Below are 24,633 nucleotides of genomic sequence, written 5' to 3' on the forward strand. Positions count from 1 at the left end.
TAAAAAGCTTGTAACAACACCGACCAAACGTCAACGGGAGATTATTGAGTTATACCAGGTCACCGTATGACCTGTGTATAATTCAACGGGATTTTAGGATGTATCTGATAATATAGAGAATGTTGATAAAAGTGAAGAAGATAATAAAAATAATGAAGGGAGTGGTGAAAAGCCAATAGTTGTGGTGACAACCTTAGATTTGTCTGCTGTTGAGAGGGAGATAAAACAATTGAAACAACAGCAACAACAATTAGAACAGAAATTGAATTCGGCACCAGAAGAACAGAAAAAAGATATACAGGTAGAACTCAATCGGGTAATTCAGGAACTTAAACGGAAGGATACAGATACCTATCGTGATAGTCATGCCTATCGTAGACAATATACTCTTGATTAAAGTACAAATTTTTTGCTGATCATGTCACTTTCGGGAAGCGTTATTTTTATCTTGTATCTGCTCATATTTCCAATTGCGAAAAGGTATGTTTCATATGATAATACAGTTAGAAATTATTGTGAATGATAAGTTTGAAAAGCGAGGAGTGATGAATCATGACAATATCAGAAAGAATTACCGGACTGTAGGTTAAAGGAGTTCTTTTGAGCGGGAAAGAGAGTGTAAAATAAATCGACATTTTACTTGAATAGTAATGATCGATCACCGCATGTTCTATTTTTAAAGAAGTATGTTCCCGGTTTTCTGACATGATATGGTACAATTATTTATGTGACCGGTTGGATTATGCATTATAAGTGTGTTAAGGAGGGGATGTTATAATGATTGGCATTTCTTATGGGAATGCTCTTTTGACAGCAGGACAGCGCAAATATCAGACAGCAAATAGCAACAGGAAATACAGTGGGAAAGGCGGATTTGGGACAAAAGTGCCCAATGAGGAGCGCTATATTAAAACGGTATCGAGAGGAAATTTTGAAACCTGTGCCGAGGTGGATAAAATACCATGTAAGTATGCGCTCAAGGATGAAAAAGCGATTGGATGGCACTGGAAGGCTCCAGGGATTGAATACAGATTTTTCCATGCGGTCGAATCCACAGAAGAGAACCCGGTATTGGTTGCGAGAGGTGTAGATGAACATGGAAAGCTGTTTGAAGAAAAAATTGCCGTGAAGCAGATTGATCCTTATAATACCACACCTCTCGAAATAGATGCGCTGTCATATTTCAGGCCGGGAGAGCATTATTCGATCAGCACCTACAATCTTTATGGGAAAGAGCCGGGGATCAATGAACGGTTTGATTATGTCGCCAGAACCCAGGAGAGGCTTGCGTCCTGTAACAGGCTGCATTTATCGGAAGAGGCTGCGTGGAACAAAAAGGATTTGGATTTTGTGCTTGGTTTCACGGAAAATCATACCGGGGCGGACCAGATTGGAACCTGTTTTAAATTGGATTCAGATATTCTTAAAGGTTTTACCGAAGAAAATAAAAGAAATCTGGAACTATATTCCAGTGCTGTCAGGGAGAGGATGATATCCGGTATGGCAAGGAAATGTTCCGAAGAACTATTCGAGATGCATCTGGAACAGGAACTTTTTTCGCGTAGCAGAAATCATCCATTGGAAAATAAGATAGAGGAAAAAGGAGAGGCAGCGCCATCTGCGGAAGAAGATGATTATGAATCCATCAGTAAAACATTTCTGGAAATATTAGGCATCAAATTGGATAAGAAAATCAATTGGAATGCCGATGGCACCAGCGAACTTACAGAGGATCAGATTCAATATCTGCGGGAAAAGTATGATGTAGAAAATATGTCAAAAAGTGATTTTTATAATCTGCTGGCAGAATTATCAGACATGAATGTGATTTCTCATAAGGATGTTGAAAATCAGTTTTTACGTCATACTATGAAGAGCAAAAAGAGAGCAGCGGCAGACTGGCCCGAGTTTTCGAAAAACTAAAATCAGTATAAGTTTTAATAGAAAGACATCAAAAATTCAGTTCGGATTTTTGGTGTCTTTTTCGTCTTGTAATGAGTGGAAAGATTCGATATAATGTTACTGTTAAAAGGAGGAGCAAAACCGATGGTTTTAAATCATTGTACGGTCTGTGCTGTCTATGAGTCAGACCAGGGGGATCAGAAAAGGATCCCGGTAAAATGCGACGGGGGACAGATCTTACTGCTTTTGAACCGGGAGCAGGAGTTGTCCGATACGGCAAAGATCCGGATTGATTTTTTTGACAGCCAGATCGGGTGTGTCAAGGCGTACTGCGGGCTTGCTGTCAGGAGGAACTATGACGCGTCCATACAGGCGCCGTGGCTTGCGGACTGCGAGATCCTAGAAGTGACTGAGATCGTAGAGGGGCGGAGGAGCCTGCGGTCAGGCATGGAGAAGGAGACGGTGTTTACGGGTTCGAATCAGGAAGAATATACGGGTGTCATTCAAAATATTGGTGAGGGCGGAATTTATTTTATCACCTGGACGAGACAGCAGTGCGGAGATATGGCTGAATTTTCTTACTGTTTTGTAGAGACGGAGTACCGGATGCGGGTCAGCATCCTGCGGGAAGAGATATTCCGGGACGGGAGATATGGCTATGGCTGTCAGCTTTTGGATTATCCCAAGGGGGCGGAGAGGGACATCAAGCGGTACCTTCATATGAGGCAGTCCGGAAGGATTTGGTAGACCACCGGAGAGAAAAGCGGTATAGAGGAATGAAATTCGGAGTAAGGGATGTCCTTTCAATAGAGGGGCATCTTTTTTTGATAAATTTTTTAAAGAGCCGCACATTTCACAGAGAGAAAACGTTATACATAATGGAAGGAGGTTTCAGATCCATGGATTTAGAAGAGCAGTACGAGAAAATATACCGGTATTGTTATTTCAGGCTGCGCCATCAGCAGATGGCGGAAGATATCACTCAGGAAACCTTCCTTCGCTTTCTGGAAAGCGGAAATTATTGTGAAAGGGGAAAGAAGCTGCGGTATCTCTATACCATTGTGCGCAACCTGTGTATAGACGAGTGCCGTGGGAAGAAGGCAGAGCCATTATCGGATGAGATTCCGGCGGAGCCGACAGAAGAAGCGCCGGAGGATCAGATGCTCACAGGGATCGCGGTAAAAGCGGCGCTGTCAGAATTGGAAGAGGAGGAACAGGAGCTTCTGCTCTTGCGGTATGTGAACGAACTTTCAATCGCGGAGATCTGCGGGATCTTGAAGCTGTCGAGATTTGCGGTTTACCGAAAGATACAAAAAGCATTGAAGAGGCTGCGGAATCTGCTGGATAAAGCAGATTTCGGATAAGGCCTGGAAACTGTAAACTATGACAGGCGGGGGGATAGTTCCTTATATCCAAGGGCAGTTTATTATGGCAATACGGACATTTCACAGAGTATACAAACTGGTTACAGATCAAGGGAGGAATTTGGATGGATCAGGAATTAAAAAAAGCACTGCAGGATGCATTTGAAGCGCCTGCGCCGAAACGGAAGGAAGCATTTTTAAGATCAGTACCGCAGCCGGGAATCAGTAACCTGTCCTTTATGATTTCCCAGGCGGGATATATCCGGAAACGAGTATGGGGCATTTCCGGCGTTCTGTTTGGAGTTGCTTATCTGGGGGCCTGTGTTTTGGGGCAGGATGTGATGTGGGTGATCTCCGCATTGCTTCCGTTTGCGGCAGTATCCGTTGTATCGGAGCATCATCGGTCCTATGTATTTCAGATGTCGGAGCTGGAAATGGCGGCGCGCTTTTCCTTGAAAAGCGTGGCGCTTGCCCGGATTGGGATTTTAGGGATCTCACATTTGCTCCTGCTGCTCTTTTTAATCCCGGCCTGTGCCGTGGTTCCACACGTCATCACTTTTTCAGACCGGACTGTATCTGCTGGTGCCCTATCTGCTGAGCGCGGATGCCGGATTGTGGGCGGTGCGGAAGACGCAGGGGCAGGAAGCCATTTATGCATGTGTGGGGATCGCAGTTTGCGTCAGCGGTCTCAACCTGCTGGTACAGAGACTGTTTCCAGTTCTCTTCGGGATAGAGTATACCCTGGGCTGGGTTCTGCTGCTGGCCGGGGCCGCCGTATGCGCGGTGAAAGAATGGAAATGGAATGTGAACCGGCTTTCGGAGCTTGTCTGTGCGTGAATCAGTAGAAGCCGGGGGGATTTTAGGAACTATTTGCGTCCTGCATTTCTGGTTGATCCAGGTTAAGAATCGAACGGAGGAATTGAAATGGAGCTTATTTTAGACAGAGTGACAAAGCAATATCAGAATAAAATCGCGGTAGACCGCATTTCGCTCAGAATGCATCCGGGGGTGTATGGGCTGCTGGGAACCAACGGGGCGGGAAAAACTACGCCGATGCGGCTGATTTGCGGGATCTTAAGGTGTGACAGTGGAACGGTCGCATTGGATGGAATGGATGTATCTTCCGAGGAATACCGCGCAAGGCTGGGATATCTGCCCCAGGATTTCGGTTATTACCCGGAGTTTTCAGGAATGGATTTCCTCATTTATATAGCAACGCTGAAAGGACTGGCAAAGTCCCAGGCAAGACGCAGGTCGGCAGAGCTTCTGGAGCTGGTTTCCCTGGGGGAGATGGGGAAGAAAAAAATAAAGACCTATTCCGGCGGTATGAAGCAGCGGCTGGGAATTGCGCAGGCACTTCTGAACCGCCCGCAGCTTCTTGTGCTGGATGAGCCGACTGCCGGGCTGGATCCGAAAGAGAGGGTCCGTTTTCGGAATCTGATCGGGGAGGCAGGGAAGGAAGGGATCGTGATCCTGTCTACCCACATTGTGTCAGATATTGAGCATATTGCGGACAAGGTATTGATGATGAAGGACGGCCAGCTGATCTTTCAGGGAGAGTGGCAGGAAGGACAGGGAAATCTGGAAGAATTTTATTTGGAGCAGTTTGAGTGACGGGAGGAACGATATGAAACGATGGGAAGGGCCTGGGTTCAGGACATTATATCTCTATGAATTAAAGAAGATCATATACAGGAGAAGCGTATGGATTACCAGCGGTATAATGCTTTTGCTGTGTGTGTGCTTAAGCTTTGCGGATCTGATCAATACGTCGTTTGGCTACAGTGAAGGTGATGAAGAGATCAATATATCCGGCTATGAGCTGATGAAAATAAGAAGGGAATGCGCAAGGAAGCTTTCGGGAAGAGAAATAGACGATGCGCTGCTCCGGGAAATGCAGGAGTTTTATCAGGGAGAAGAGAGGGAAGAAGTGACGGGAGTCATCGACCGGGCGACGGGGGCAACGATTACAGCGGCCGACGGGGGCAGTGCGGACAGGGAGGAAGCTGCCCGAGATGGCGCAGATGGAATGGAAGCAAAGCTTGTGGATCAGCAGAAATATATGCCGGTCTATAGCTGGACTTTTGGGATTATGGGAAATGATGAATCTATATATGCGGCGGATGCGTCCGGGCCGTATTCGGAGCGGCAGCGGTTGATCGATCAGAACCGCAGGGACCAGATGCTGACACAAAATGAACGGATGTATTGGAAGAAGAACGACGCCGGACTCAAGATACCTTTTACCTATGAGTATATGGAAGGGTGGGGGAATCTGTGGAATCAGGCAAATATGATCAACTGCATGCTCCTGCTGCTGCTCATATCTGTGATGTACAGCATGACAGTCATGTTCTTGTCGGAATGGCTGAAAAAAAGCGCAGGCGCCATGGCTGTGCCGTTCGGTATTATGATTTTTACGTTGTTCATTGATATCCCTTATTCCTATGGCACGGTTTCCAAGGTCTATGAATTGCTGCCGACGAATCTGCTGATGACGTGGGAATTGTGGGATGACAGGCTACTCTCAGTTTTAGGGAAATATATGACGCTCTTTCAGGTGGCGCCGATGGTGTATATTTTGGTTTCCGCATTGTTGCTTCTCATAGGAAAACGAATCTGGAAGCGGTGTCAGGTGGGGGCATGAATGACAGATTACAGTTCACTGGTCAGTCAGTGAACTGTATTTTTTTAAGCGTCATGTTGTATTGAAAAAACCGACTGGAAATGATAGGATGATAGAAAGGTGGATGTTAAGGAATACGATATAAAGAAAAGGCAATATTTTGGGAGGTCTGAAATGGAACGGGTCAGAACATTCAATATTCATGGAATTTGCTATCCGGACAGGCACTATATGGTAGATCTGGGCGGACGGCTAAGAGAGATCAAAAAAATGATAGACCGGGGAGAATATTTTGTGATCAACAGAGCGCGCCAGTATGGAAAGACCACGTTACTGCACGCCCTAAAAGAATATCTCAGGCCGGACTATGCGGTGATCTCCATGAGCTTCCAGAAAATGAGCACCGCAAAATTCCGTGATGAATATGCTTTCTCACAGGCATTTGTCCGGGGCTTTCTGAAAAAAGCGGAAAGGGAAACCGGGTTGAGCGCCGAGGCTCTGCAAAATCTGGAAAAAAGCCGGAAGGAAGGCGAAGGAAGAGAGCGGTTCGATCTGACGGAGCTGTTTGAAGGACTCAGCGAGGTATGCGGGGCGGCGCGGAAAAAAGTTGTCCTCATGATCGATGAGGTGGATCAGGCATCCAACAACCAGGTCTTTCTGGATTTTCTGGGGCAGCTTCGGGAGTATTATCTCGGCAGAGAAGAGACAGCAGCATTTCATTCCGTGATCCTGGCAGGCGTCTATGACATAAAAAATCTGAAGCAGAAGATCCGGCCGGAAGAGATCCACAGATACAACAGTCCGTGGAATGTGGCAGTCTCATTTGATGTAAATATGAGTTTTCATCCGGCGGATATCCTGACCATGCTGGAGGAATATGAAGCCGATCACCGAACAGGGATGGATCTGCGGAAGATGTCGGAGGAATTGTACCTGTATACGGGCGGATATCCGTTTTTAGTGAGCTGCCTTTGCAAAAAAATGGATGAAAATGACAGGGAGTGGACGGTACAAAGCCTGCGTACAGCTGTGCGCGACCTGCTGAAAGAAAAAAATCCCCTGTTCGAAGATGTGATAAAAAATATCCGAAATCATCAGGAATTTTCGGGTCTTGTGGAACAGATCCTGATCAACGGGGCAAATGTGGTATTTGAGATCATGAACCCGGCAATTGATCTGGGGGTCATGTTCGGGATCTTGAAGGAGCAGGATGGGAGGACTGTGGTTTCAAACGTCATATTTGAAACACTGATCCTGAACTATTTTACCTCCGTGCGAGGGACGGCAAGCCTGGAAAATTCGGACTATATAGAGAAATCCCAGTATATCCGAAACGGGCGTCTGGATATGAAAAAAGTGATCGGGCGGTTTGCGGCATTCATGAAGTCCGAATACCGGGAGGAGAACGGAAAGTTTATAGAGAATCATGGACGGCTGTTGTTTCTGAGTTTTTTGCGGCCGATCATCAATGGGACAGGGCACTATGCAGTAGAGCCGCAGACCCGGAAAAATCGGCGGATGGATATTCAAGTATTCTACGGCAGTGAAGAATTTGTTGTGGAGTTAAAGGTGTGGCGAGGTTCCGCTTACGAAGAGAAAGGGTATGATCAGTTAGCGGACTATCTTGACGTAAAAGGACTTCGGGAGGGATATCTGGTCAGCTTCAGCAGAAATGTGAAGAAGCTGCGGGAGGGCCGGGTATTTTCGTACCGGGGACATGAGATATGCGAAGTAATTGTAGAATGCGGAAATCCCTGGACGGAACGGCAAAGCGATGGACTGAAATCCGATTGATTTTTCTACATCTTTTGTTCTAAACTCTTCTAAACCCTTTAAAAACAGAGCACTTCCGGTGCTTCTGCACGGAACGGGAGGACAGGGCCGAGGCGGGAAAAATTTTGACTTTTTTCCGCTTTTTTGTTATTGTTATTTTGTTGTATTTGCTAGAGCGGGTAAGGAGGGGGACAATATGGAGTCTATGATGTTTTATCTGGGGATGGGCACGATCATCGTATGTGCTCTTGCGCTGTCTCCGGCTCTCCTGCTTTATGTGAAAACGAAAAAAATTCTGCATTTATATATCTGCCTTCTGTTGGCGAATTATCTGATCGAACTGGTTGAACTGCTCTACATAGCCCGTTTCTGCCTTCCCGAGGATATCCGTTATTTCAACCTGATTCATTTCCCGGTTCTGCGGATCTTTACTACAGTTTCCACCCTGCTTCTGGATCTGCTGATCCTGCTGCAGATCATGAATCTAAAATTCCATAAAAGCTGTCTCCTACTTTTCGCGGCTGTGGCTCTGTTCTGCGCTTATACTGCCTGGCTGCCCCAGACGCTTCTGACGATCTGGCTGTTTTACATGCCGCGTCAGATCTGCCATTTCGGATACGGTATTTTTTTCCTGATCCGCAGGGGACTTGAAAAAGATGAGGCGGTCCGCAAAAGAATGGAGCGCTGTTCCTTTCTGGTTCTGGGTGTGTTTTTACTGAGCGTATCCATCCTTTTGGAGGACAGCCTGCTGATCTCCCACATCCAGACGTATTTTACGGACATGCTTTCCGTAACAGAGCGGAATTTTTCAGAAAATATCCTCTGGCTTTTTATCATGCTGTGTTCCATGGTCTACTGTGTCCGGGAGCTGGAACAGGGCGGAACGTCTGCCGCAGTATCCAGTCCTGTGCCGACACCCGGAGACATGGGAGTATCCGGTGCTGCGCCGGCACCCGGAGGCACGCGAGTATCCGGTGCTGCGCCGGCACCCGGAGGCATGGGAGTATCCGGTGCTGCGCCGGCACCCGGAGGCATGCGAGTATCCGATTCCATGCCGGCACCCGGAGCCGCAGGTATATCCGCTTCTGTGCCGATATCCGGGGCTATAGGCAGATCCGGCCCTGGGCGCACATCCGGATTGATGCCTGCGGCCGCAGGGGCCGAACAAAACAGCGGTATAGGGATGGCATCGGAAGCGGCGAGGTTCGGATACCTGGCGACTGTGTCGGAGGAGTATAAGTTTACACCCCGTGAAATACAGATTCTGGATTGTATCCTTCAATATAAGACAACTGCGGAAATCTGTGAAGAGCTGAACATTTCAACCGGAACCGTGAAAACCCATACCCATAACATTTATATGAAGGCCAATGTGAAAAGCAGGCAGGAATTGATCCGTGCCCTGACAAAGACGAGATAGAGGATTCAATCCAGAAGATGGCAGCGTTGATTTTTTCTGGAGTATTCTCGGAAATCGGCTGCACAACGGAGTTCCTGTGAGTGCTCTCCAATAAAAAGAGGTAGAAGATTTGGAAAAGGTGATATTTTTTTACAGTGTAATATTGATCAGCGTTTGCGCGGCATCCATCTCCCCGGCAGGGATTCTCTATCTGCGGACAAAGAAACCGCAATACCTGTATCTGATCCTGCTGTTCGTCTGCTGGCTGATCGAATTAGTGGAACTGCATTACATCGTATTTGTCGGGCTTCCGACAGGTCTGATCCACCCAGAGGATCTGAACCACATCAGCTATCCGGCACTCAGAATCGGAATCTCCGCGGGAATCCTCCTGCTGGATTTGCTGATCCTGCTTTGGATCACCGGGCGGAAATGGAAAAACAGGGATGTGCTGACCATCCTGCCCATGCTTGCGGCCTGCATATATCTGGTGTTTCAGCCTCAGACTGAGCTGGTGGTCTGGCTGTTCTATTCCGTACGCCAGTTTTACAGGATGGGGTATTGTGCCTGGTTCGGGATCTGCCTGTTTCTGGAACAGGAGCCTGAGAGAAGGGAAGAGATGGGCAGGCATACCCTTCCTGTTTTCGGAGTATTTTTGCTGAACATCTGCATCCTGCTGGAGGATAGTCTGGTCATTTCTCATATTGATTTCTTTTTGTCGGATATCCCGTATATCTCGGAACGGAATTTTTCAGAGAATTTTTTGTGGATGTTTCTCTGTATTTATTCCATGGGCAGATGCATTCCGCAGATTGATAAGGCGCCGTCCGTCCGTGAAGCCCCGGAGGAGCCGTCCATACCGCCGACGGTCTCAGACTTTGCCGGGACGAACCTTCGGGAAGGGGTTCCGGTATTTACCCAACGGTACAAGCTGACCCCGCGTGAGGCGGAAATCTTGAGATGCATGGCGGACCACAAAAGCACCGCGGAAATCTGTGAAGAGCTGTATATATCTATGGGAACGGTGAAAACGCATACCCACAATATTTATTCGAAGGTCAATGTGAAAAGTAAAAATGAATTAATCAAAGCACTGCTGAATGATTCGCCGCAAACAGAAAGCAAGGGGGAATGATCATGTCGTTACAGTTTATTTTCGGAAATTCAGGGGCTGGGAAGTCTCACTATTTATATGAGCAGATCGTAAAGGATTCCATAGAGCACCCAGAAACAAATTATCTGGTGCTGGTGCCGGAGCAGTTTACCATGCAGACCCAGAAGGATCTGTGCATGGCCCATCCCCGGCATGGGATCATGAACATTGATGTGCTCAGCTTTGTACGCCTTTCCCACCGGATCTTTGAGGAGCTGGGGAAGGAGGACCACCGGGTGCTGGACGATGAGGGGAAGAATCTGATCCTGCGTAAAATTGCTGGGAAGTTTGAAAAAGACCTGAAAATCCTGAAGGGGAATTTGAAAAAGCAGGGGTATATCAGCGAGGTGAAGTCCGTGATCTCCGAGTTTACCCAGTATGGGATCGGGCTGGAGGAGCTGGACGCGTTTCTGGAAACGCTGGAGCCGGAGAGCTATCTGTATTACAAATTATCGGATATCCGGACGGTATACGAAGGTTTTGAGGAGTATCTGGCGGACAAATATATCACAAAGGAGGAATTGCTGGACGTCCTGAGCGATCTGGTTCCGGAGTCGGCCCTTTTGAAAAACAGCGTCGTGGCATTGGACGGATTCACCGGATTTACCCCAGTGCAGAATAAGCTGCTGGGAGAATTGATGAAGGCGTGTAAAAAGGTGGTAGTCACGGTTGTCATGGATGAGAGGGAGGATCCGTTTGTGTATCTGCATCCCTATCAGCTGTTCGCCATCAGCAAGCAGATGGTGACCGGGCTGGTGAAGATCGCAGGGGAGCAGAAGACCATGGTGGAGGATCCGGTATACCTGTATGGGAAACCGGTGCGGCGTTTTCAGGAAAATCCGGCGCTGGGGCTGCTGGAAGAACGGCTGTTTCGGTATGCGGGGAAAGGACGGAAGACGGCTTTGGATGCAGTTTCTGCGGAAGAAGGGAAAGATCGAACCAGCAGCGCGGAGACGGCAGACGCAAAAAAGCATGGAACCTCTGGTATGGGATCTGCAGACTGTGGAAAGAATTTTGCGGCAGACTCGGTTTCCCTCCATGCTGTGCGCAACCCGAAAGAGGAAGCGGAATTTGTGGCGTCCCAGATTCGGCGTCTGGTGCGGGAAAATGGATACCGCTACCGGGACGTGGCGGTAATCGCCAGCGATATGAACACCTATGCGGCGCATCTGGAAAAGGCATTCGATACCTTTGGAATCCCGGAATTTATGGATCACAAGAAAAGCATCCTCCTGAATGCCTTTGTGGAGTATTTGCGGAGTCTTCTGGCAATGGCGGATGAAAATTTTTCCTATGAAAGCGTATTCCGCTTTCTGCGCACCGGGATATCCGGGTTTACAAGGGATGAGACGGACCGGCTGGAGAATTATGTGATCGCACTGGGGATCCGGGGCCATAAAAAGTGGCAGGAGCCCTGGCTGAGGCCGGCCAGGGGATGCACGGAGGAGGAGCTTCAGCTTCTCAACAGCCTTCGGGTCCGGTTTGTGGAAAAGCTGGAAAATCTGCTGTTTATTTTGCGGAAACGAAAGAAGACGGTGGGGGACATTACGCTTGCCGTGTATGAATATTTTGTGCAGGAGAAGCTCCAGGAACAGATCCGGAAGCAGGAGCTTTTGTTCCAGTCCATGGGAGAGCTGGCGCTGGCAAAGGAGTACTCCCAGGTTTACCGCATTGTGATCGAGCTGTTTGACAAATTTGTGGAGCTTTTGGGGGAGGAGCCGGTGTCCCTGCAGGAATACCGGGAGCTTTTGGATGCCGGGCTGGAGGAGGCCAAGGTGGGGGTCATTCCTCCCAGCCTGGACCAGGTGGTCATTGGGGATGTGGAGAGGACCCGGCTGAATAACCTGAAGGTCCTGTTTTTCATGGGGGCCAACGACACCTTCCTTCCGGGAAATCTGGGGCAGGGGGGACTTCTGTCGGAACGGGACAGGGAAAAATTTACCAAACAAAAGCTGTCCCTGTCTCCGGGAGCAAAGGAAAAGACCTATATCCAGAAATTTTATCTCTATATGAATCTGACGAAGCCGTCTCAAAAGCTGTATCTTTCTTTCAGCAAGGTATCCTCCGACGGAAAGGCTCTGCGGCCGGCCTATCTGATCCAGGATATCCGCCGTCTGTTCCCAGAGATTCCGGTGTCAGATGAGGAAATGCGCACCCTTTCGGAACAGGAACTGACCCGGGATAGGGGCGCGGCTTTTGTTGCCAGGGGCCTTCGCGGCAGGAGGCAGGGACTGGACGGAGAATGGAAGGAGCTGTATACCTGGTATCGGAAGCAGGAGCCGGAGGGAATGGATCGGATCCTGGACGCGGCATTTTACAGGAAGGAGCCGGACCTTCTGGCAAAGGCAGCGGCGGATCGGCTGTTCGGAGAGGCTTCCCGGGTGAGCGTGACCCGGCTGGAGCAGTTCGCCTCCTGCGCCTATGCTCATTTCCTGACCTATGGGCTTCGACTGTCAGAGCGGGAGCAGTACCAGTTCGAATCACTGGATCTGGGAAACATCGCCCACCAGTCCATGGAGCGGTTTGCGCGGAAGGCGGAGGAGTACCGGATGGACTGGACGGAGCTGACAGAGGAGCTTCGGGAGCGGCTGATTCGGGAGAGCGTGGAGGAGAGCATTGCGGACTACGGCAATACAGTGCTGTTCAGCAGCGCCCGCAATGAGTATATGATCACACGGATCACGAATCTGATCCGGCGCTCCGTGTGGGCGCTGACGAAGCAGATGGCTCAGGGGGATTTCCGTCCCAGCGGTTTTGAGCTGAAATTCGGCAGCGGGAAGATTGACAGGATTGATACCTGCGAGGATGATGGAAATGTCTATGTCAAAGTGACGGATTATAAGACCGGGATGAAAAGCTTTGACATCACTGCATTTTATCATGGACTTCAGATGCAGCTTCCGGTGTATCTCAACGCGGCCCTTGAGCTGGAAAAAAAGAAAAACGAAAAGGGAAAGGATTCGGGGAAGGAAGTGGTTCCGGCGGGAATCTTTTACTATCGTATGCAGGATCCTTTTGTGGAGAAGGAATCAAATGACCGGGTCCTGGAAGGGAAGCTTTTGAAGGAGCTCCGGCTGGACGGTCTGGTGAACGCGGATGATACAGTGATCGAACATCTGGAACGGGGGTTGAGCGGCAGCTCCAATCTGATCCCGGTGGGGAGAAATAAGGACGGAAGCCTGAGCAAAAGCTCCCGCGCCCTGCCGCCGGAGGACTTTGCGCTGTTTCTGGCCTTTGCAAGGAAGAAGGAACAGGAGCTGAAAGCCCGGATGGGAGAGGGACATGCGGAGGCCGCGCCTTATGAGCTGAACGGGAGTACAGGCTGCGATTACTGTGCCTACCGCGGGATCTGCGGCTTTGATCCGCGGCTGGACGGGTATGCTTACCGAAGCCTGGAGAATTACTCAAAGGAAGAGGTCCTGGAGCATATCCGGGAGGAAGCAGAGGAAACATACCGCGCAAGGCGGCTACAGAAAGAGGAGAATGAAGAAATAATTGCGGATGCAGGGAAAGGAGGGGAGCTGTAAATGGGAGTACAATGGACCGAGGAACAGAAAAAGGTGATCGAACTGCGGAACCGGAATATCCTGGTATCCGCGGCAGCAGGCTCGGGAAAAACAGCGGTGCTGGTGGAGCGGATCATCCGGATCCTGACAGATGCGGACCATCCGGTGGATGTGGACCGTCTCCTGATCGTTACATTTACAGAGGCCGCGGCCGCGGAGATGAAGGAACGGATCCGGGGAGCCATTGAAAAGGAGCTGGAAAACAGGCCGGAGGACGTGCATCTGCAGCGTCAGGCGACCCTGATCCACAGCGCGCAGATCACCACCATCCACAGCTTCTGCCTTTCGGTGATTCGGGAGCATTTTCATGTTATTGACATTGATCCCGGGTTTCGGATCGCGGAGGAGGGGGAATTAAAGCTTTTGAAGCAGGATGTCCTGGAGGATCTGCTGGAGGAATGCTATGAGGAGAGGACGGAAGGTTTTCTGGAGTTTGTGGAAAAGCTGGGGAGCGGGAGAAATGACCGGAAGCTGGAGGAACTGATCCTGCAGCTCTACGAGTATTCCAGAAGCTATCCCCAGCCCGAGAAGTGGCTTAGGCAGTGCGCGCAGATGTATGCGCCCTGCGCGCAGGGGCAGCCGGAAGGCGCAGGCGGGCAGAATCTACCGAACACGCCGGATGCGGCAGACGCGCAGGACGCGCCGGAAAGATCAGAAGCGGCAGACGCGCAGGATGCAGCGGAAGCCGTGAGCAATGGCGCGCCGGAGCCGGTGTATTTCCGGAAAGCCATGGCGCAGGTGAAGCAGTATCTTGCGGATGTCCGGGAGCTTCTGACTCAGGGAATCCGGATCTGCGAGGAGCCGGACGGGCCTTATATGTATGGGGATATGCTGGAATCAGACCGGGAGATGCTGGAGGGGATCCTGGCTGCGGATACATTTGCCGGATTGTATGAACGGATCTTGTCTGCCAATTGGAAACGGCTGTCTGCGAAAAAGGACGAAAGCGTGTCTCCGGAAAAACGGGACCAGGTTAAGGCGCTCCGGGACCAGATGAAAAAGCTGGTGAAGGACCTGGCGGCAACCTATTTCTATGAGAGACCGGAGGAATTGCTGGAGGACATGGAATCTTCCTACGGTGTCATGAAGGTGTTTACGGAGCTGGTGATCCGGTTCGGAGAGGCATTCGCGGAACAAAAGCAGAGAAAAAATATGATCGATTTCAGCGATATGGAGCAGTTTGCGCTGAGGATCCTGACGGAGGAGCAGGAAGGGGAGCTGATTCCGTCCCTGGCGGCCCGGGAATATCAGGAGCAGTTCGCGGAGGTCATGATTGATGAGTACCAGGACAGCAACCTGATCCAGGAGGCGATCTTGACCAGCGTTTCCACGGTGGGCCGGGGGAAGAACAACATTTTCATGGTTGGGGACGTGAAGCAGAGCATCTACCGCTTCCGTCTGTCCAGGCCGGAGTTGTTCATGGAAAAATATGATACCTATGATACCGGAGACAGCGACAGGCAGAGGATTGATCTGCACCGGAATTTCCGAAGCAGGGCGGAGGTGCTGGACAGTGTAAATGACGTGTTCCGGCGGATCATGCGCAAAGAGCTGGGCGGAATCGTGTATGACGGTCAGGCGGCGCTCTATCCCGGCGCGGACTTTGAACCTCTCCTCAGAGAGGATGGAACTTCGGTCAATGAAACAGAGCTGCTTCTTCTGGATACCTCGGAATCGGAACTGCCGGAAGAAGAGGACGGCGCAGAGTATGCCAAAGGGACGGACCGGCAGCTGGAAGCCCGGATGGTGGCAAAGCGGATCCATGAGTTGGTCCGGAACGGGCAGGTGAAAGATAAAAAGACCGGGGAGTACCGGAAAGCCAGATATCAGGATATGGTGATCCTCACCCGGAGCATCCGGGGCTGGGCAGATGTATTTTCGGCGGTTCTGATGGAGGAAGGGATCCCGGCCTATGCAGGCAGCAGGGAGGGATATTTTGAGGCCTATGAGGTCAGCGTACTGCTGGATTACCTGCGGCTTCTGGACAACCAGAGACAGGATGTGCCCCTAGCGGCGGTGCTGGCGTCTCCTTTTGCGGGTCTGGACGCGGGGCAGATGGCGGAGCTCCGCGCGGCGGCTCCGGAAGGGACATTTTATGAAGCCGCGGAGCAATATGTGAATGCGGGGCGGATGCAGGATCCCGGGGAAGAAAACCAGGGGCAGGAGCTGTGGAGGCGTCTGGACGCATTTTACCGGCAGCTGGAGCATTTTCGGGATATGGTTCCCTTTACGGCAATCCATGAGCTGCTCTGGAAGATCATGGAGGACACCGGGTACGGTCTGTATATTGCCGCAATGCCGGGGGGCGAACAGCGTTCGGCCAACCTGGAGATGCTGGTGGAAAAGGCGGCGGCATTTGAAGGGAGCAGCTACAAAGGACTGTTCAATTTTGTGCGTTATATCGAGCAGCTTCAAAAATACAATGTGGACTACGGGGAGGCCAATATTGCGGACGAACAGTCTGATACGGTGCGGATCATGAGCATCCATAAGAGTAAGGGCCTGGAATTTCCGATCGTGTTTGTGGCAGGCATGGGCAAGCGGTTCAACACCCAGGATGTGAGGGGCAGCATGATCATCCATCCGGAATGGGGCGTAGGGATCGACGCGGTGGATCTGAAACGGAGGACCAGGATCCCCACCCTTTTGAAAAAGATCATCCAGCGGGAGGTCATGCTGGAAAATCTGGGGGAGGAGCTGCGGGTGCTCTATGTGGCCATGACCCGTGCAAAGGAAAAGCTGATCCTCACCGGGCAGCTTCCGGAAGCGGAAAAGGTGCTGGAAGAAGCTGCCCGGCAGGGGGAAGGAGCCAACCGGGAAGGGGCGCTCCCCTTTTACCGGCTGGCCGGCGCGAGATGCTGTCTGGATTGGGTGCTCCCGGCTGTCTGCGGGAGAGAGGCTCCTATCCGCATCCAGATCCGAAGCAGCCGGGACGCGGCGCTCCTGGACGCGGCCGAGGAAAAAGGAGACATGCTGGCAAGAGATGTGCTGGAGCACTGGGATACCAGCCGGGTCTATGCGCCGGAATTGAAGGCACGCCTGGAGGAGCAGGCCGGATTTTCCTATCCCTATGAGAATGACCGGAAGATGAAAATGAAATTCACGGTGTCGGAGCTGAAAAAACGGGCCTACCTCTCAGAAGAGAGCGGGGAGCAGATTTTTGAGGAGCCGGACGTGATCCCTCTGATTCCCCAATTTCTGCAGGAACAGGAGGAGCTTGCGGGGGCTTCCCGGGGAAGCGCGTATCATAAGCTGCTGGAGCTTCTGGATTTTACGGCAGAATATGAGGAAGAGAGCTTGAAGCAGGTCATCAAAAGGCTCTGTGAGGAAAATAAGCTGTCCGAAGAAATGGCGGACTGCATCCGGATCCGGGATATCCTTGGATTTCTGCGCTGCGCCTCCGGAGCGCGGATGCACCGGGCTGCCCGGCAGTCCCGGCTTTACAGGGAACAGCCCTTTGTTCTGGGGGTGGACGCGAAAGAGATCTACCCGGAGGAGACCGGCGGGGAAGCAATCCTGATCCAGGGAATCATAGACGTATACTTTGAAGAGGACGGAGAGCTGGTGGTGCTGGACTATAAGACGGACAAGGTAAAAAGGGCCGAGGATCTGCAAGAAAAATACCATGCCCAGTTAGAATATTATGCGGAAGCGCTGGAGCTGTTACTTGGAAAAAAGGTGAAGGAAAAGCTGATTTATTCTTTTACATTAGGAGAAGAGATCCGGGTTTGAAAAACGAAGCGGAAAAGGATTTCGCTGACGATCGGATATGTGCCGCGCGTAAAGAATTGCTAAACAAGTTCTTACGCGCGTTTTGCATAAAAAATATAAAATAATATTGACAAACAATATTATATTGAATATAATATGAAAAAAGAAACAATATAAAGAAAAATGTAATATTATTTGGATTGTGAAGAGTGTATCATCATATGGATTAGCCGTGAAAGTTTATCTCATACTAATCTTAAAAGAGCATTCTCGCAAATCTGGGCACAAAGAGTTTCCGAGAATGCTCTAAGACAGTAAAGAGGTGATTGAATGGTATTTAATACTGGCGCGGCGCTGTTGGACGCGATCGTCCTTGCGGTGGTGACCCGGGAGGCGGAAGGGACCTACGGATATAGGATCACGCAGGACGTGCGCAAGGCGATTGATGTATCAGAATCGACGCTGTATCCCGTTCTGAGGCGGCTGCAGAAGGATGAATGCCTGGAGGTCTACGACAGGCAGTTTGACGGAAGAAACAGACGGTACTATAAGGTGACGGAAAAGGGTGCGGTACAATTGAATCTGTACAAGACAGAATGGAAGAATTATTCTAAAAAGATTTCGGATATATTTGAAGGAGGGATGACTGTATGAGCTATGAGGAATTTATGAAAGAACTGGGAGGACTGCTTGCAGGAGTCCCGGAGGAAGAGAAGGAGGAGGCGCTGCAGTACTATTCGGACTACTTTGCGGATGCGGGCAGGGAGAACGAGAACCAGGTGCTTTCGGAGCTTGGAAGTCCGCGGAAGGTTGCCGAGCTAATCAAGGCCGGCCTGAGAAACGGCGGAATGGACGGCGGAGAGTTTACGGAATACGGATACACGGATGAACGCTTTGCGAAGAAAGATGATCTGATGCGCCGGGAGCCGAAGAAGGAGAAGAAGTCCCAGAACAGGTATTCCTACCAGGGGCAGGAGAAAAGCTCCTATAGCGGGAGCGCATATGGGAAGCCGGAAGGAAGCGACTATTCCTATGGAAACGGAAGCAAGGCGTATGAAAGCGGCGCCGGCGCATATAATAATGGAAAGGATACGTATGGAAATGCATATGGAAACGGGAATCAGGGGAATACTTCCTATCAGCAGAAAGGCGGGCCATGGACGAACCGTGGTCTAAAGATCCTGCTGGTCGTGCTGATCGTCTTTTGCGCGCTGCCGGTGGCATTTCCGGCTGTGATTGCTGTAGCCGCGGTTATTTTCGGGATTGCCGTTGCCGCGATATCCATATTCTTTGCGCTGGTGATCGGCGCCGCGGCAGTCGTGATCGCCGGGATCGTGATCACCTGCGTGGGGCTTTCCAAGCTGATCCTTCTGCCTTCCGTGGCGCTTCTGACAACGGGGATCGGGCTTCTGATCTTTGTGATCGGCCTGGTGGCGGCAGTGGCGGCGGTACGCCTGTGTATGCTGGTCTATCCGGCATTGTTCCGGTTTCTGGTGGGGATCTGCCGGAAGCCATTCCATAGAAAGGCAGGGGTGTAGAAGATGAAAAAACGTTGGAAGGTATTTTGGATCATGTGCGTTTCTCTTGGCATCCTGGGGATCGCGCTGTGCATTTCCGGATGGCTGCTGGGAGCGACCATGGAAACGGTCCGGAGCGCATTCGGTCTCCGGGATGTGGACGCGCGCTTTTTGGAGGATCATTATGAAAACTCTGTCCGTGAAGACAGAGAGTTTTCCGAAGACTATGATGGGGAAGCAGAGAGTTATGATGACGCAAATGACAGAGAACACACCGCTCCACAGGCGGAACAGCAATTTTCGGATATCCGGGAATTGGAGATTGATGTGACCCGTCTGGACGTGGAGATCTTGGAATGGGACGGCGGAGAAATCCTCGTAGATACCGGTGATATGGAGCAGGATATCCTGGATGATCTGGAGATATCCCACAAGGATGGGGAACTTAAGATTGAACTGAAAAATAAAAAGAAATGGGAAAACCTGGTGTACAGCGTATATGAACCCGAAGGAACCCTGCTCATTCAGATTCCCGCGGGCCAGCGTTTTCGGGAGGCTTCGGTCATGGTCGGGGAAGGCCGCCTGACAGCCGATCACTTTCAGGCAGAGGAACTCAAGATTGAGGTCGGAGCAGGACAGGTGTATCTGGATTCCTTTACGGCAAACGAACTGGATCTGGAATGCGGCGCCGGAGAAGCCGATCTGTACGGAGATGCCCTGAAAAAGGTGAAGATCGAATGCGGGGTAGGAACCGTCAGATACTCGACAGCGGGAAGCAGGGAGGATTATGATTATGAAGTGGAATGCGGGATCGGCTCCGTGACTGTGGGAGACGATACCTATAGCGGGCTGGGCAGCGAACGCAAGATCAATAACGGCGGAAGCAGAAAGATGGAGATCGAATGCGGCATCGGCGTGGTGGATGTGTCCTTTGACGGCTGACGGCAGCCGGCGGAATGCCTGCCTTTAGATTCAGAACAATGAAAAAGTCAATCGAAGCAGAAGGGAGAAATGAATCATGGATGGAAAGAAATTATATCGTTCAAGGCAGAATCGGATGATCTGCGGAGTGTGCGGAGGCGTGGGAGAATATTTTAATATCGATCCGACGCTGATCCGGCTGGGTGTGGCGCTGGCCGGGGTGTGCAGCTTCGGCACCTGCGGGCTGGCATATTTTGCTGCGGCAGTGATCATACCGGATGAAATGTAAAACTCAATTACGGCTCACAGTCATATACCCGGGCTGCTGAGAAAAGGCATTCTTTTGTGAATGCCTTTTTACTTTCTGGCAATACTCCTTGTGTACGGCGGGAAACGGCATCAGCGCGGCGCGTAAAGATGCGCGGACCCAGCGTATTATGTTTTATATAAAAGAAGGAGGCTGTCATGTCTGGAAAGAAGAATAAGAAGATCGACTTGAAGAATCTGGAGCCGGAGGAAAAGTTAAAATATGAGATTGCGGAGGAGCTGGGGCTGCTTGACCGGGTCATGCAGGATGGATGGCGTTCCCTGTCCTCCAAGGAAACGGGGCGGATCGGCGGAATGATCACCCGCAGAAAGCGGATGCGGGCAGAGGAAAACGGCGGGAAGGCTTCGGAAGCACAGTAAAGAAACAGAATGAAACGGTAGGATGCCCAGAGGCGCATATCCCGCGGGGAGTTTGCCTGCATGACCGGCAAACTGTTATAAAAGTGTGAAATTAAATCCAGATGGTTGAAAAAAGAGGACATTTTTGATACAATTGTACGAATCGGGGCTTCTGTTCATGGCTTGACAGGCGGCGGACAGTAACGAATCGGGAAAAGAAACGGGTGAGTTGTCATGGAAAACAAGATAGATATCTTTGAGATAGACATCGATGCACTGACTGCGAAGGACACGCTCAAAAGAATCGTACAGTTTATGGAAAGTGAAACGGTCAGCACCGTTGAGATTGTGACCCTGGAACTGCTGGTACAGGGGCAGGATGATCCAAAGTGGCGGGAGAAGATGCAGAAGATGGATTTGGTCCTGCCTGGGGAGAAGGAGATCCTGGAGGCTTCGGAGAAGGCGGCCGGGCTTTCGGAGGGGGCTTCCCAGCTCAACGGACATTTGATGAAGGAGCTGGAAAAGCGGGTATTTTTAAAGATGTTCTTCAAGTATCTCCAGAGGACCCGGAAGAAGGTCTTTCTTCTGGCGGAACAGGAGACGGACTTACTTCTTCTTCTGGAGAAGCTCCGAAGCTGCGCAAAAGGCTTTTTGCCGGCAGGACAGGCCGTACTGCCGGACGGAGGCAGGAAGGACAGTGTGATCAACGAGATCAACGGCGTGGAACCGGACTGCATCCTGTCCGTGCTTGGCTATCCGGAACAGGAGAATTTTATCTCTGAGGCAAAGGCGCTTTTGAATGCGCGTGTCTGGATCGGCTGCAGCCTGTCTCTGCTGCAGGAGGACAGGAAAAAGAAACCTGCCGGGAAGCTGAAAAAGTTTTTATTGAAACGAGCATTCATCCACCTGGTCGATCAACAGAAAAGCAGACACATAAAAGAATAGGAAAAGGGCTGCCGTGAACACCGCGGGCGCCGGCAGGAAAAAAAGGAAAAATCTGTAAATTCGGCAGAATGCATAATTACGATACAACGGCAAAAAATGAATTTTTTGTTAAATATATGGGGGAATGCATAAATATCATGGATTTCCTCTTTATTTTTTGGGCGTTTTGTATTAACATATATACGATATGTGTGTGTTCTTATTTGAAACAGGAGAACGGAATTTGTGAAAAATGCACATGGACAAGTGGAGATGAGCGGAGGAGATAAATTATGATAACGAATCAGGTGCTTCTGAATACGATTGAGGGTTTGAAGAGTATTTCCAGAATTGATTTCTGTGTATTTGACACGGAAGCAAAGGTGCTGGCAAGTACATTTGGCGAGAGTAAAGATTTTGAGGATGCAATTTTATCATTTGGTGCTTCTCCGGCGGACAGCCAGGTGATCCAGGGCTGCCAGTTTTTCAAGATTTTCGACGAGCAGCAGCTGGAATATATCCTGCTGGCAGGCGGGGAGAGCGATGACGCCTATATGGTGGGCAAGATCGCCGCGTTCCAGATCCAGAATCTCCTGGTGGCATATAAAGAGCGGTTTGACAAGGATAATTTTATAAAAAATCTGCTGATGGATAATCTGCTTCTGGTGGACATTTATAACCGCGCCAAAAAATTACATATTGACACAGAAGTAAAACGTGTTATCTTTATTATTGAGACTTCGCACGAGAAGGACAGCGCTGCCCTGGATAATGTGCGCAACCTTCTGGGCGGAAAGGCAAAGGATTTTGTTACGGCTGTGGATGAGAGGAATATCATCGTCGTAAAGGAGTTGTCTGAGAAGGACGGCAGCAGGGAGCTTGCCAGGATGGCAAAGGAAATGCTGACGATCCTGCGGGAGGACAGCGGAGATGAGCAGATGCATATTGCCTACGGTACGGTCGTGAACGATATCAAGGAAGTCTCCAAGTCTTACAAAGAGGCAAAGCTGGCGCTGGATGTGGGTAAGATATTTTATGTGGAGAAGGATATTGTGGCATACAGCAGCCTGGGGATCGGGCGTCTGATCTATCAGCTTCCGCTTCCGCTGTGCAAGATGTTCATAAAAGAGATTTTCGAAGGGAAGTCTCCGGATGAATTTGATGAAGAGACGCTTGCGACGATCAATAAATTTTTTGAGAACAGCCTGAATGTATCAGAGACGTCCAGGCAGCTTTATATCCACAGAAATACTCTGGTTTACCGGCTTGATAAGCTGCAGAAGAGTACAGGGCTGGATCTGCGCGTGTTTGAGGACGCAATTACATTCAAGATCGCGCTGATGGTCGTGAAGTACATGAAGTATATGGAAACACTGGAGTATTAGAAACAGCCGGCGAGGCGGACAAAGTACGTCCGATAAAGTATGGTGTTCAGGAGGAGCATATGATTGAACTAAAGAACGTAACGAAGGAATACACAAAGGGCAATGCCGCCCTCAATGGAGTATCCGTCAAGATTGAAAAGGGTGAATTTGTTTTCATTGTAGGAGACAGCGGATCAGGCAAGTCTACATTGATCCGTCTGATCATGAAGGAACTGGATCCGACAGAGGGGACGATCATCGTCAATGGCCGGAACCTGAACCGAATGAAGCATCGGCACATTGCGAAGTACCGAAGAGGGCTGGGCGTGGTATTCCAGGATTTCCGCCTGTTAAAGGACCGGAATATCTATGAAAATATCGCGTTTGCCCTGCGTGTTACCGAGACGCCGACCAGAGTGATCAAAAAGAAGGTTCCTGCCGCGCTTTCACTGGTAGGGCTTGCCCAGAAGTACAAATCCCATCCCAAGGAATTATCGGGCGGGGAGCAGCAGCGTGTGGCGATCGCGAGGGCGATCGTGAACGAGCCGGCGATCCTGCTGGCCGATGAGCCGACTGGTAACCTGGATCCGACCAATTCCTGGGAGATCATGAGCCTTCTGAAGGAGGCCAATGAGAGGGGGACTACGGTTCTTGTGGTAACACATAACCAGGAGATCGTTAACGAGATGAATGAACGGGTGATCACCATGAAGCATGGCGTGATCGTCAGTGATGAACAAAAAGGTGGGTATATAGATGAGGATTAGTACGATAGGATATGTGATAAAACAAGGGGTTAAGAATATCGGAAGGAACATGATGTTTTCACTTGCGTCTATTGCCACGATGTCTGCTTGTATTTTTTTGTTTGGACTGTTTTTTTCGATATTATTCAACTTTCAGTATATTATCAAGAGCGCGGAAGAAGGGGTAGCGATCACCGTATTCTTTGAAGACGGCATTACCCAGGCGCAGATTGACAATATCGGACAGGCGTTGAGAGGGAGAGACGATGTGTCCGACGTGAAGTATGTATCTGCGGATGATGCGTGGGAAGAGTTCAGAACCAAGTATTTCGGAGAGAATGAGGAACTTGCGGACGGCTTCCGCAATGACAATCCTCTGGCAAATTCCAGCAACTACGAGGTTTATATGAAGACGCTGGATGACGACAAGGATATCACCCTGATGGGCGGCGGCAAATCGCTTTCCTCTACCCAGCAGGATCTGGTAAGGTTTGCGGGAAGCCTGGACGGAGTACGAAGCGTGAAGAAGTCCGACCTGGTTGCGAATATGCTCTCCAGTGTGAATGTGCTGGTGGCGTACATTTCCGTCGCGATTATCCTGCTGCTGTTCGGAGTTTCCATTTTCCTGATCAGCAACACGGTTGCCATGGGTATCACGGTTCGGAAGGAAGAGATCGCGATCATGAAATATATCGGCGCCAAGGACTTCGTGGTCCGTTCCCCGTTCGTGATCGAAGGTCTGATCATCGGACTGGTAGGCGCGGTGCTGCCGCTTGCGCTTCTGTATGTGCTTTATGGAAGGGCAGTTGCATATATTATGGAGAAGTTCAGTATATTGACGAATATTATCGACTTCCTCCCTGTGATCACCGTATACCGCTATCTGCTGCCCATCGGACTGGGGCTCGGAGTAGGAATCGGTTTCCTTGGAAGTTACTTTACCGTACGCAAGCATCTGAAGGTCTGAAGTTACGATTCATGGTGCCACGCAGCCACGCGGC

21 protein-coding genes are annotated in these 24,633 nt (G+C 50.2%); all 21 read left to right on the top strand.

Going from position 1 to position 24,633, the window contains the following annotated elements; genetic code table 11:
• The first annotated feature begins 229 nt into the window (after nt 1–229).
• The 21 genes from ACTOY7_RS14460 (at nt 230) to ACTOY7_RS14560 (ending at nt 24,599) form a co-directional block, all read left to right on the top strand.
• Nucleotides 230–397 (top strand): hypothetical protein, encoded by a 168-nt coding sequence (locus ACTOY7_RS14460; protein WP_482672209.1) that lies wholly within the window; start codon nt 230–232, stop codon nt 395–397.
• A gap of 380 nt (nt 398–777) precedes the next feature.
• Nucleotides 778–1,923, top strand: a complete 1,146-nt coding sequence (locus ACTOY7_RS14465) for a hypothetical protein (RefSeq protein ID WP_482672208.1) — start codon at nt 778–780, stop codon at nt 1,921–1,923.
• A 123-nt stretch (nt 1,924–2,046) separates the two neighbouring features.
• The gene (locus tag ACTOY7_RS14470) at nt 2,047–2,649 is read left to right on the top strand and encodes a PilZ domain-containing protein (protein ID WP_160281597.1); all 603 of its coding nucleotides are present in this window, start codon (nt 2,047–2,049) and stop codon (nt 2,647–2,649) included.
• Nucleotides 2,650–2,801: 152 nt separating this feature from the next.
• A complete protein-coding gene (locus ACTOY7_RS14475; protein ID WP_482672207.1) occupies nt 2,802–3,266 on the top strand; it encodes an RNA polymerase sigma factor in 465 nt (154 codons plus the stop codon).
• Between the two features lie 125 nt (nt 3,267–3,391).
• The gene (locus ACTOY7_RS14480) at nt 3,392–4,111 is read left to right on the top strand and encodes a hypothetical protein (protein ID WP_482672206.1); all 720 of its coding nucleotides are present in this window, start codon (nt 3,392–3,394) and stop codon (nt 4,109–4,111) included.
• 79 nt (nt 4,112–4,190) lie between these two features.
• Nucleotides 4,191–4,880, top strand: coding sequence for an ABC transporter ATP-binding protein (locus ACTOY7_RS14485; protein WP_482670994.1), 690 nt, complete (start codon nt 4,191–4,193; stop codon nt 4,878–4,880).
• Nucleotides 4,881–4,893: 13 nt separating this feature from the next.
• Nucleotides 4,894–5,913 carry a hypothetical protein gene (locus ACTOY7_RS14490; protein ID WP_482670993.1) on the top strand — a complete coding sequence of 340 codons (1,020 nt, stop codon included), beginning with the start codon at nt 4,894–4,896 and terminating at the stop codon, nt 5,911–5,913.
• Between the two features lie 153 nt (nt 5,914–6,066).
• Nucleotides 6,067–7,686 (top strand): ATP-binding protein, encoded by a 1,620-nt coding sequence (locus tag ACTOY7_RS14495; protein WP_482670992.1) that lies wholly within the window; start codon nt 6,067–6,069, stop codon nt 7,684–7,686.
• Nucleotides 7,687–7,861: 175 nt separating this feature from the next.
• A complete protein-coding gene (locus ACTOY7_RS14500; protein WP_482670991.1) occupies nt 7,862–9,085 on the top strand; it encodes a LuxR C-terminal-related transcriptional regulator in 1,224 nt (407 codons plus the stop codon).
• Nucleotides 9,086–9,203: 118 nt separating this feature from the next.
• Nucleotides 9,204–10,199 (top strand): helix-turn-helix transcriptional regulator, encoded by a 996-nt coding sequence (locus tag ACTOY7_RS14505; protein ID WP_394682570.1) that lies wholly within the window; start codon nt 9,204–9,206, stop codon nt 10,197–10,199.
• Nucleotides 10,200–10,201: 2 nt separating this feature from the next.
• Entirely contained in the window at nt 10,202–13,744 is a 3,543-nt protein-coding gene (locus ACTOY7_RS14510) for a PD-(D/E)XK nuclease family protein (protein WP_482670990.1), read from the top strand.
• Entirely contained in the window at nt 13,745–17,515 is a 3,771-nt protein-coding gene (gene addA, locus ACTOY7_RS14515; protein ID WP_482670989.1) for a helicase-exonuclease AddAB subunit AddA, read from the top strand.
• Nucleotides 17,516–17,824: 309 nt separating this feature from the next.
• The gene (locus tag ACTOY7_RS14520) at nt 17,825–18,148 is read left to right on the top strand and encodes a PadR family transcriptional regulator (protein ID WP_160281576.1); all 324 of its coding nucleotides are present in this window, start codon (nt 17,825–17,827) and stop codon (nt 18,146–18,148) included.
• On the top strand, nt 18,145–19,032 hold the full coding sequence (locus tag ACTOY7_RS14525) for a DUF1700 domain-containing protein (protein WP_482670988.1): 888 nt from the start codon (nt 18,145–18,147) through the stop codon (nt 19,030–19,032). The genes ACTOY7_RS14520 and ACTOY7_RS14525 overlap by 4 nt, the downstream gene beginning before the upstream one ends.
• 3 nt (nt 19,033–19,035) lie before the next feature.
• Nucleotides 19,036–19,953: a DUF4097 family beta strand repeat-containing protein gene (locus ACTOY7_RS14530; protein WP_482670987.1), complete on the top strand. Its 918-nt coding sequence runs from the start codon at nt 19,036–19,038 to the stop codon at nt 19,951–19,953.
• Between the two features lie 76 nt (nt 19,954–20,029).
• Nucleotides 20,030–20,221: a PspC domain-containing protein gene (locus ACTOY7_RS14535; RefSeq protein WP_160281573.1), complete on the top strand. Its 192-nt coding sequence runs from the start codon at nt 20,030–20,032 to the stop codon at nt 20,219–20,221.
• Between the two features lie 176 nt (nt 20,222–20,397).
• Entirely contained in the window at nt 20,398–20,619 is a 222-nt protein-coding gene (locus ACTOY7_RS14540; RefSeq protein ID WP_160281572.1) for an alpha/beta-type small acid-soluble spore protein, read from the top strand.
• 213 nt (nt 20,620–20,832) lie between these two features.
• A complete protein-coding gene (locus tag ACTOY7_RS14545) occupies nt 20,833–21,543 on the top strand; it encodes a WecB/TagA/CpsF family glycosyltransferase (protein WP_160284564.1) in 711 nt (236 codons plus the stop codon).
• A 272-nt stretch (nt 21,544–21,815) separates the two neighbouring features.
• Complete coding sequence (locus ACTOY7_RS14550) at nt 21,816–22,907, top strand: PucR family transcriptional regulator (protein ID WP_160284565.1); 1,092 nt, start codon at nt 21,816–21,818, stop codon at nt 22,905–22,907.
• A gap of 59 nt (nt 22,908–22,966) precedes the next feature.
• A complete protein-coding gene (gene ftsE / locus ACTOY7_RS14555) occupies nt 22,967–23,653 on the top strand; it encodes a cell division ATP-binding protein FtsE (RefSeq protein ID WP_160284566.1) in 687 nt (228 codons plus the stop codon).
• Nucleotides 23,643–24,599 (top strand): permease-like cell division protein FtsX, encoded by a 957-nt coding sequence (locus tag ACTOY7_RS14560; RefSeq protein ID WP_160284567.1) that lies wholly within the window; start codon nt 23,643–23,645, stop codon nt 24,597–24,599. Before ftsE ends, ACTOY7_RS14560 begins: the two co-directional genes overlap by 11 nt.
• Nucleotides 24,600–24,633 lie beyond the last annotated feature (34 nt).

The organism is Schaedlerella sp. (assembly GCF_056796775.1).

What these genes read in the sequence shown, in the direction of transcription:
- ACTOY7_RS14485 (WP_482670994.1), top strand. Translation starts at nt 4,191, where the DNA reads ATGGAGCTTATTTTAGACAGAGTGACAAAGCAATATCAGAATAAAATC.
- ACTOY7_RS14490 (WP_482670993.1), top strand. Translation starts at nt 4,894, where the DNA reads ATGAAACGATGGGAAGGGCCTGGGTTCAGGACATTATATCTCTATGAA.
- ACTOY7_RS14530 (WP_482670987.1), top strand. Translation starts at nt 19,036, where the DNA reads ATGAAAAAACGTTGGAAGGTATTTTGGATCATGTGCGTTTCTCTTGGC.
- ACTOY7_RS14525 (WP_482670988.1), top strand. Translation starts at nt 18,145, where the DNA reads ATGAGCTATGAGGAATTTATGAAAGAACTGGGAGGACTGCTTGCAGGA.
- addA (WP_482670989.1), top strand. Translation starts at nt 13,745, where the DNA reads ATGGGAGTACAATGGACCGAGGAACAGAAAAAGGTGATCGAACTGCGG.
- ACTOY7_RS14470 (WP_160281597.1), top strand. Translation starts at nt 2,047, where the DNA reads ATGGTTTTAAATCATTGTACGGTCTGTGCTGTCTATGAGTCAGACCAG.
- ACTOY7_RS14500 (WP_482670991.1), top strand. Translation starts at nt 7,862, where the DNA reads ATGGAGTCTATGATGTTTTATCTGGGGATGGGCACGATCATCGTATGT.
- ACTOY7_RS14545 (WP_160284564.1), top strand. Translation starts at nt 20,833, where the DNA reads ATGGAAAACAAGATAGATATCTTTGAGATAGACATCGATGCACTGACT.
- ACTOY7_RS14520 (WP_160281576.1), top strand. Translation starts at nt 17,825, where the DNA reads ATGGTATTTAATACTGGCGCGGCGCTGTTGGACGCGATCGTCCTTGCG.
- ACTOY7_RS14510 (WP_482670990.1), top strand. Translation starts at nt 10,202, where the DNA reads ATGTCGTTACAGTTTATTTTCGGAAATTCAGGGGCTGGGAAGTCTCAC.
- ACTOY7_RS14550 (WP_160284565.1), top strand. Translation starts at nt 21,816, where the DNA reads ATGATAACGAATCAGGTGCTTCTGAATACGATTGAGGGTTTGAAGAGT.
- ACTOY7_RS14480 (WP_482672206.1), top strand. Translation starts at nt 3,392, where the DNA reads ATGGATCAGGAATTAAAAAAAGCACTGCAGGATGCATTTGAAGCGCCT.
- ACTOY7_RS14495 (WP_482670992.1), top strand. Translation starts at nt 6,067, where the DNA reads ATGGAACGGGTCAGAACATTCAATATTCATGGAATTTGCTATCCGGAC.
- ACTOY7_RS14475 (WP_482672207.1), top strand. Translation starts at nt 2,802, where the DNA reads ATGGATTTAGAAGAGCAGTACGAGAAAATATACCGGTATTGTTATTTC.
- ftsE (WP_160284566.1), top strand. Translation starts at nt 22,967, where the DNA reads ATGATTGAACTAAAGAACGTAACGAAGGAATACACAAAGGGCAATGCC.
- ACTOY7_RS14465 (WP_482672208.1), top strand. Translation starts at nt 778, where the DNA reads ATGATTGGCATTTCTTATGGGAATGCTCTTTTGACAGCAGGACAGCGC.
- ACTOY7_RS14540 (WP_160281572.1), top strand. Translation starts at nt 20,398, where the DNA reads ATGTCTGGAAAGAAGAATAAGAAGATCGACTTGAAGAATCTGGAGCCG.
- ACTOY7_RS14535 (WP_160281573.1), top strand. Translation starts at nt 20,030, where the DNA reads ATGGATGGAAAGAAATTATATCGTTCAAGGCAGAATCGGATGATCTGC.
- ACTOY7_RS14560 (WP_160284567.1), top strand. Translation starts at nt 23,643, where the DNA reads ATGAGGATTAGTACGATAGGATATGTGATAAAACAAGGGGTTAAGAAT.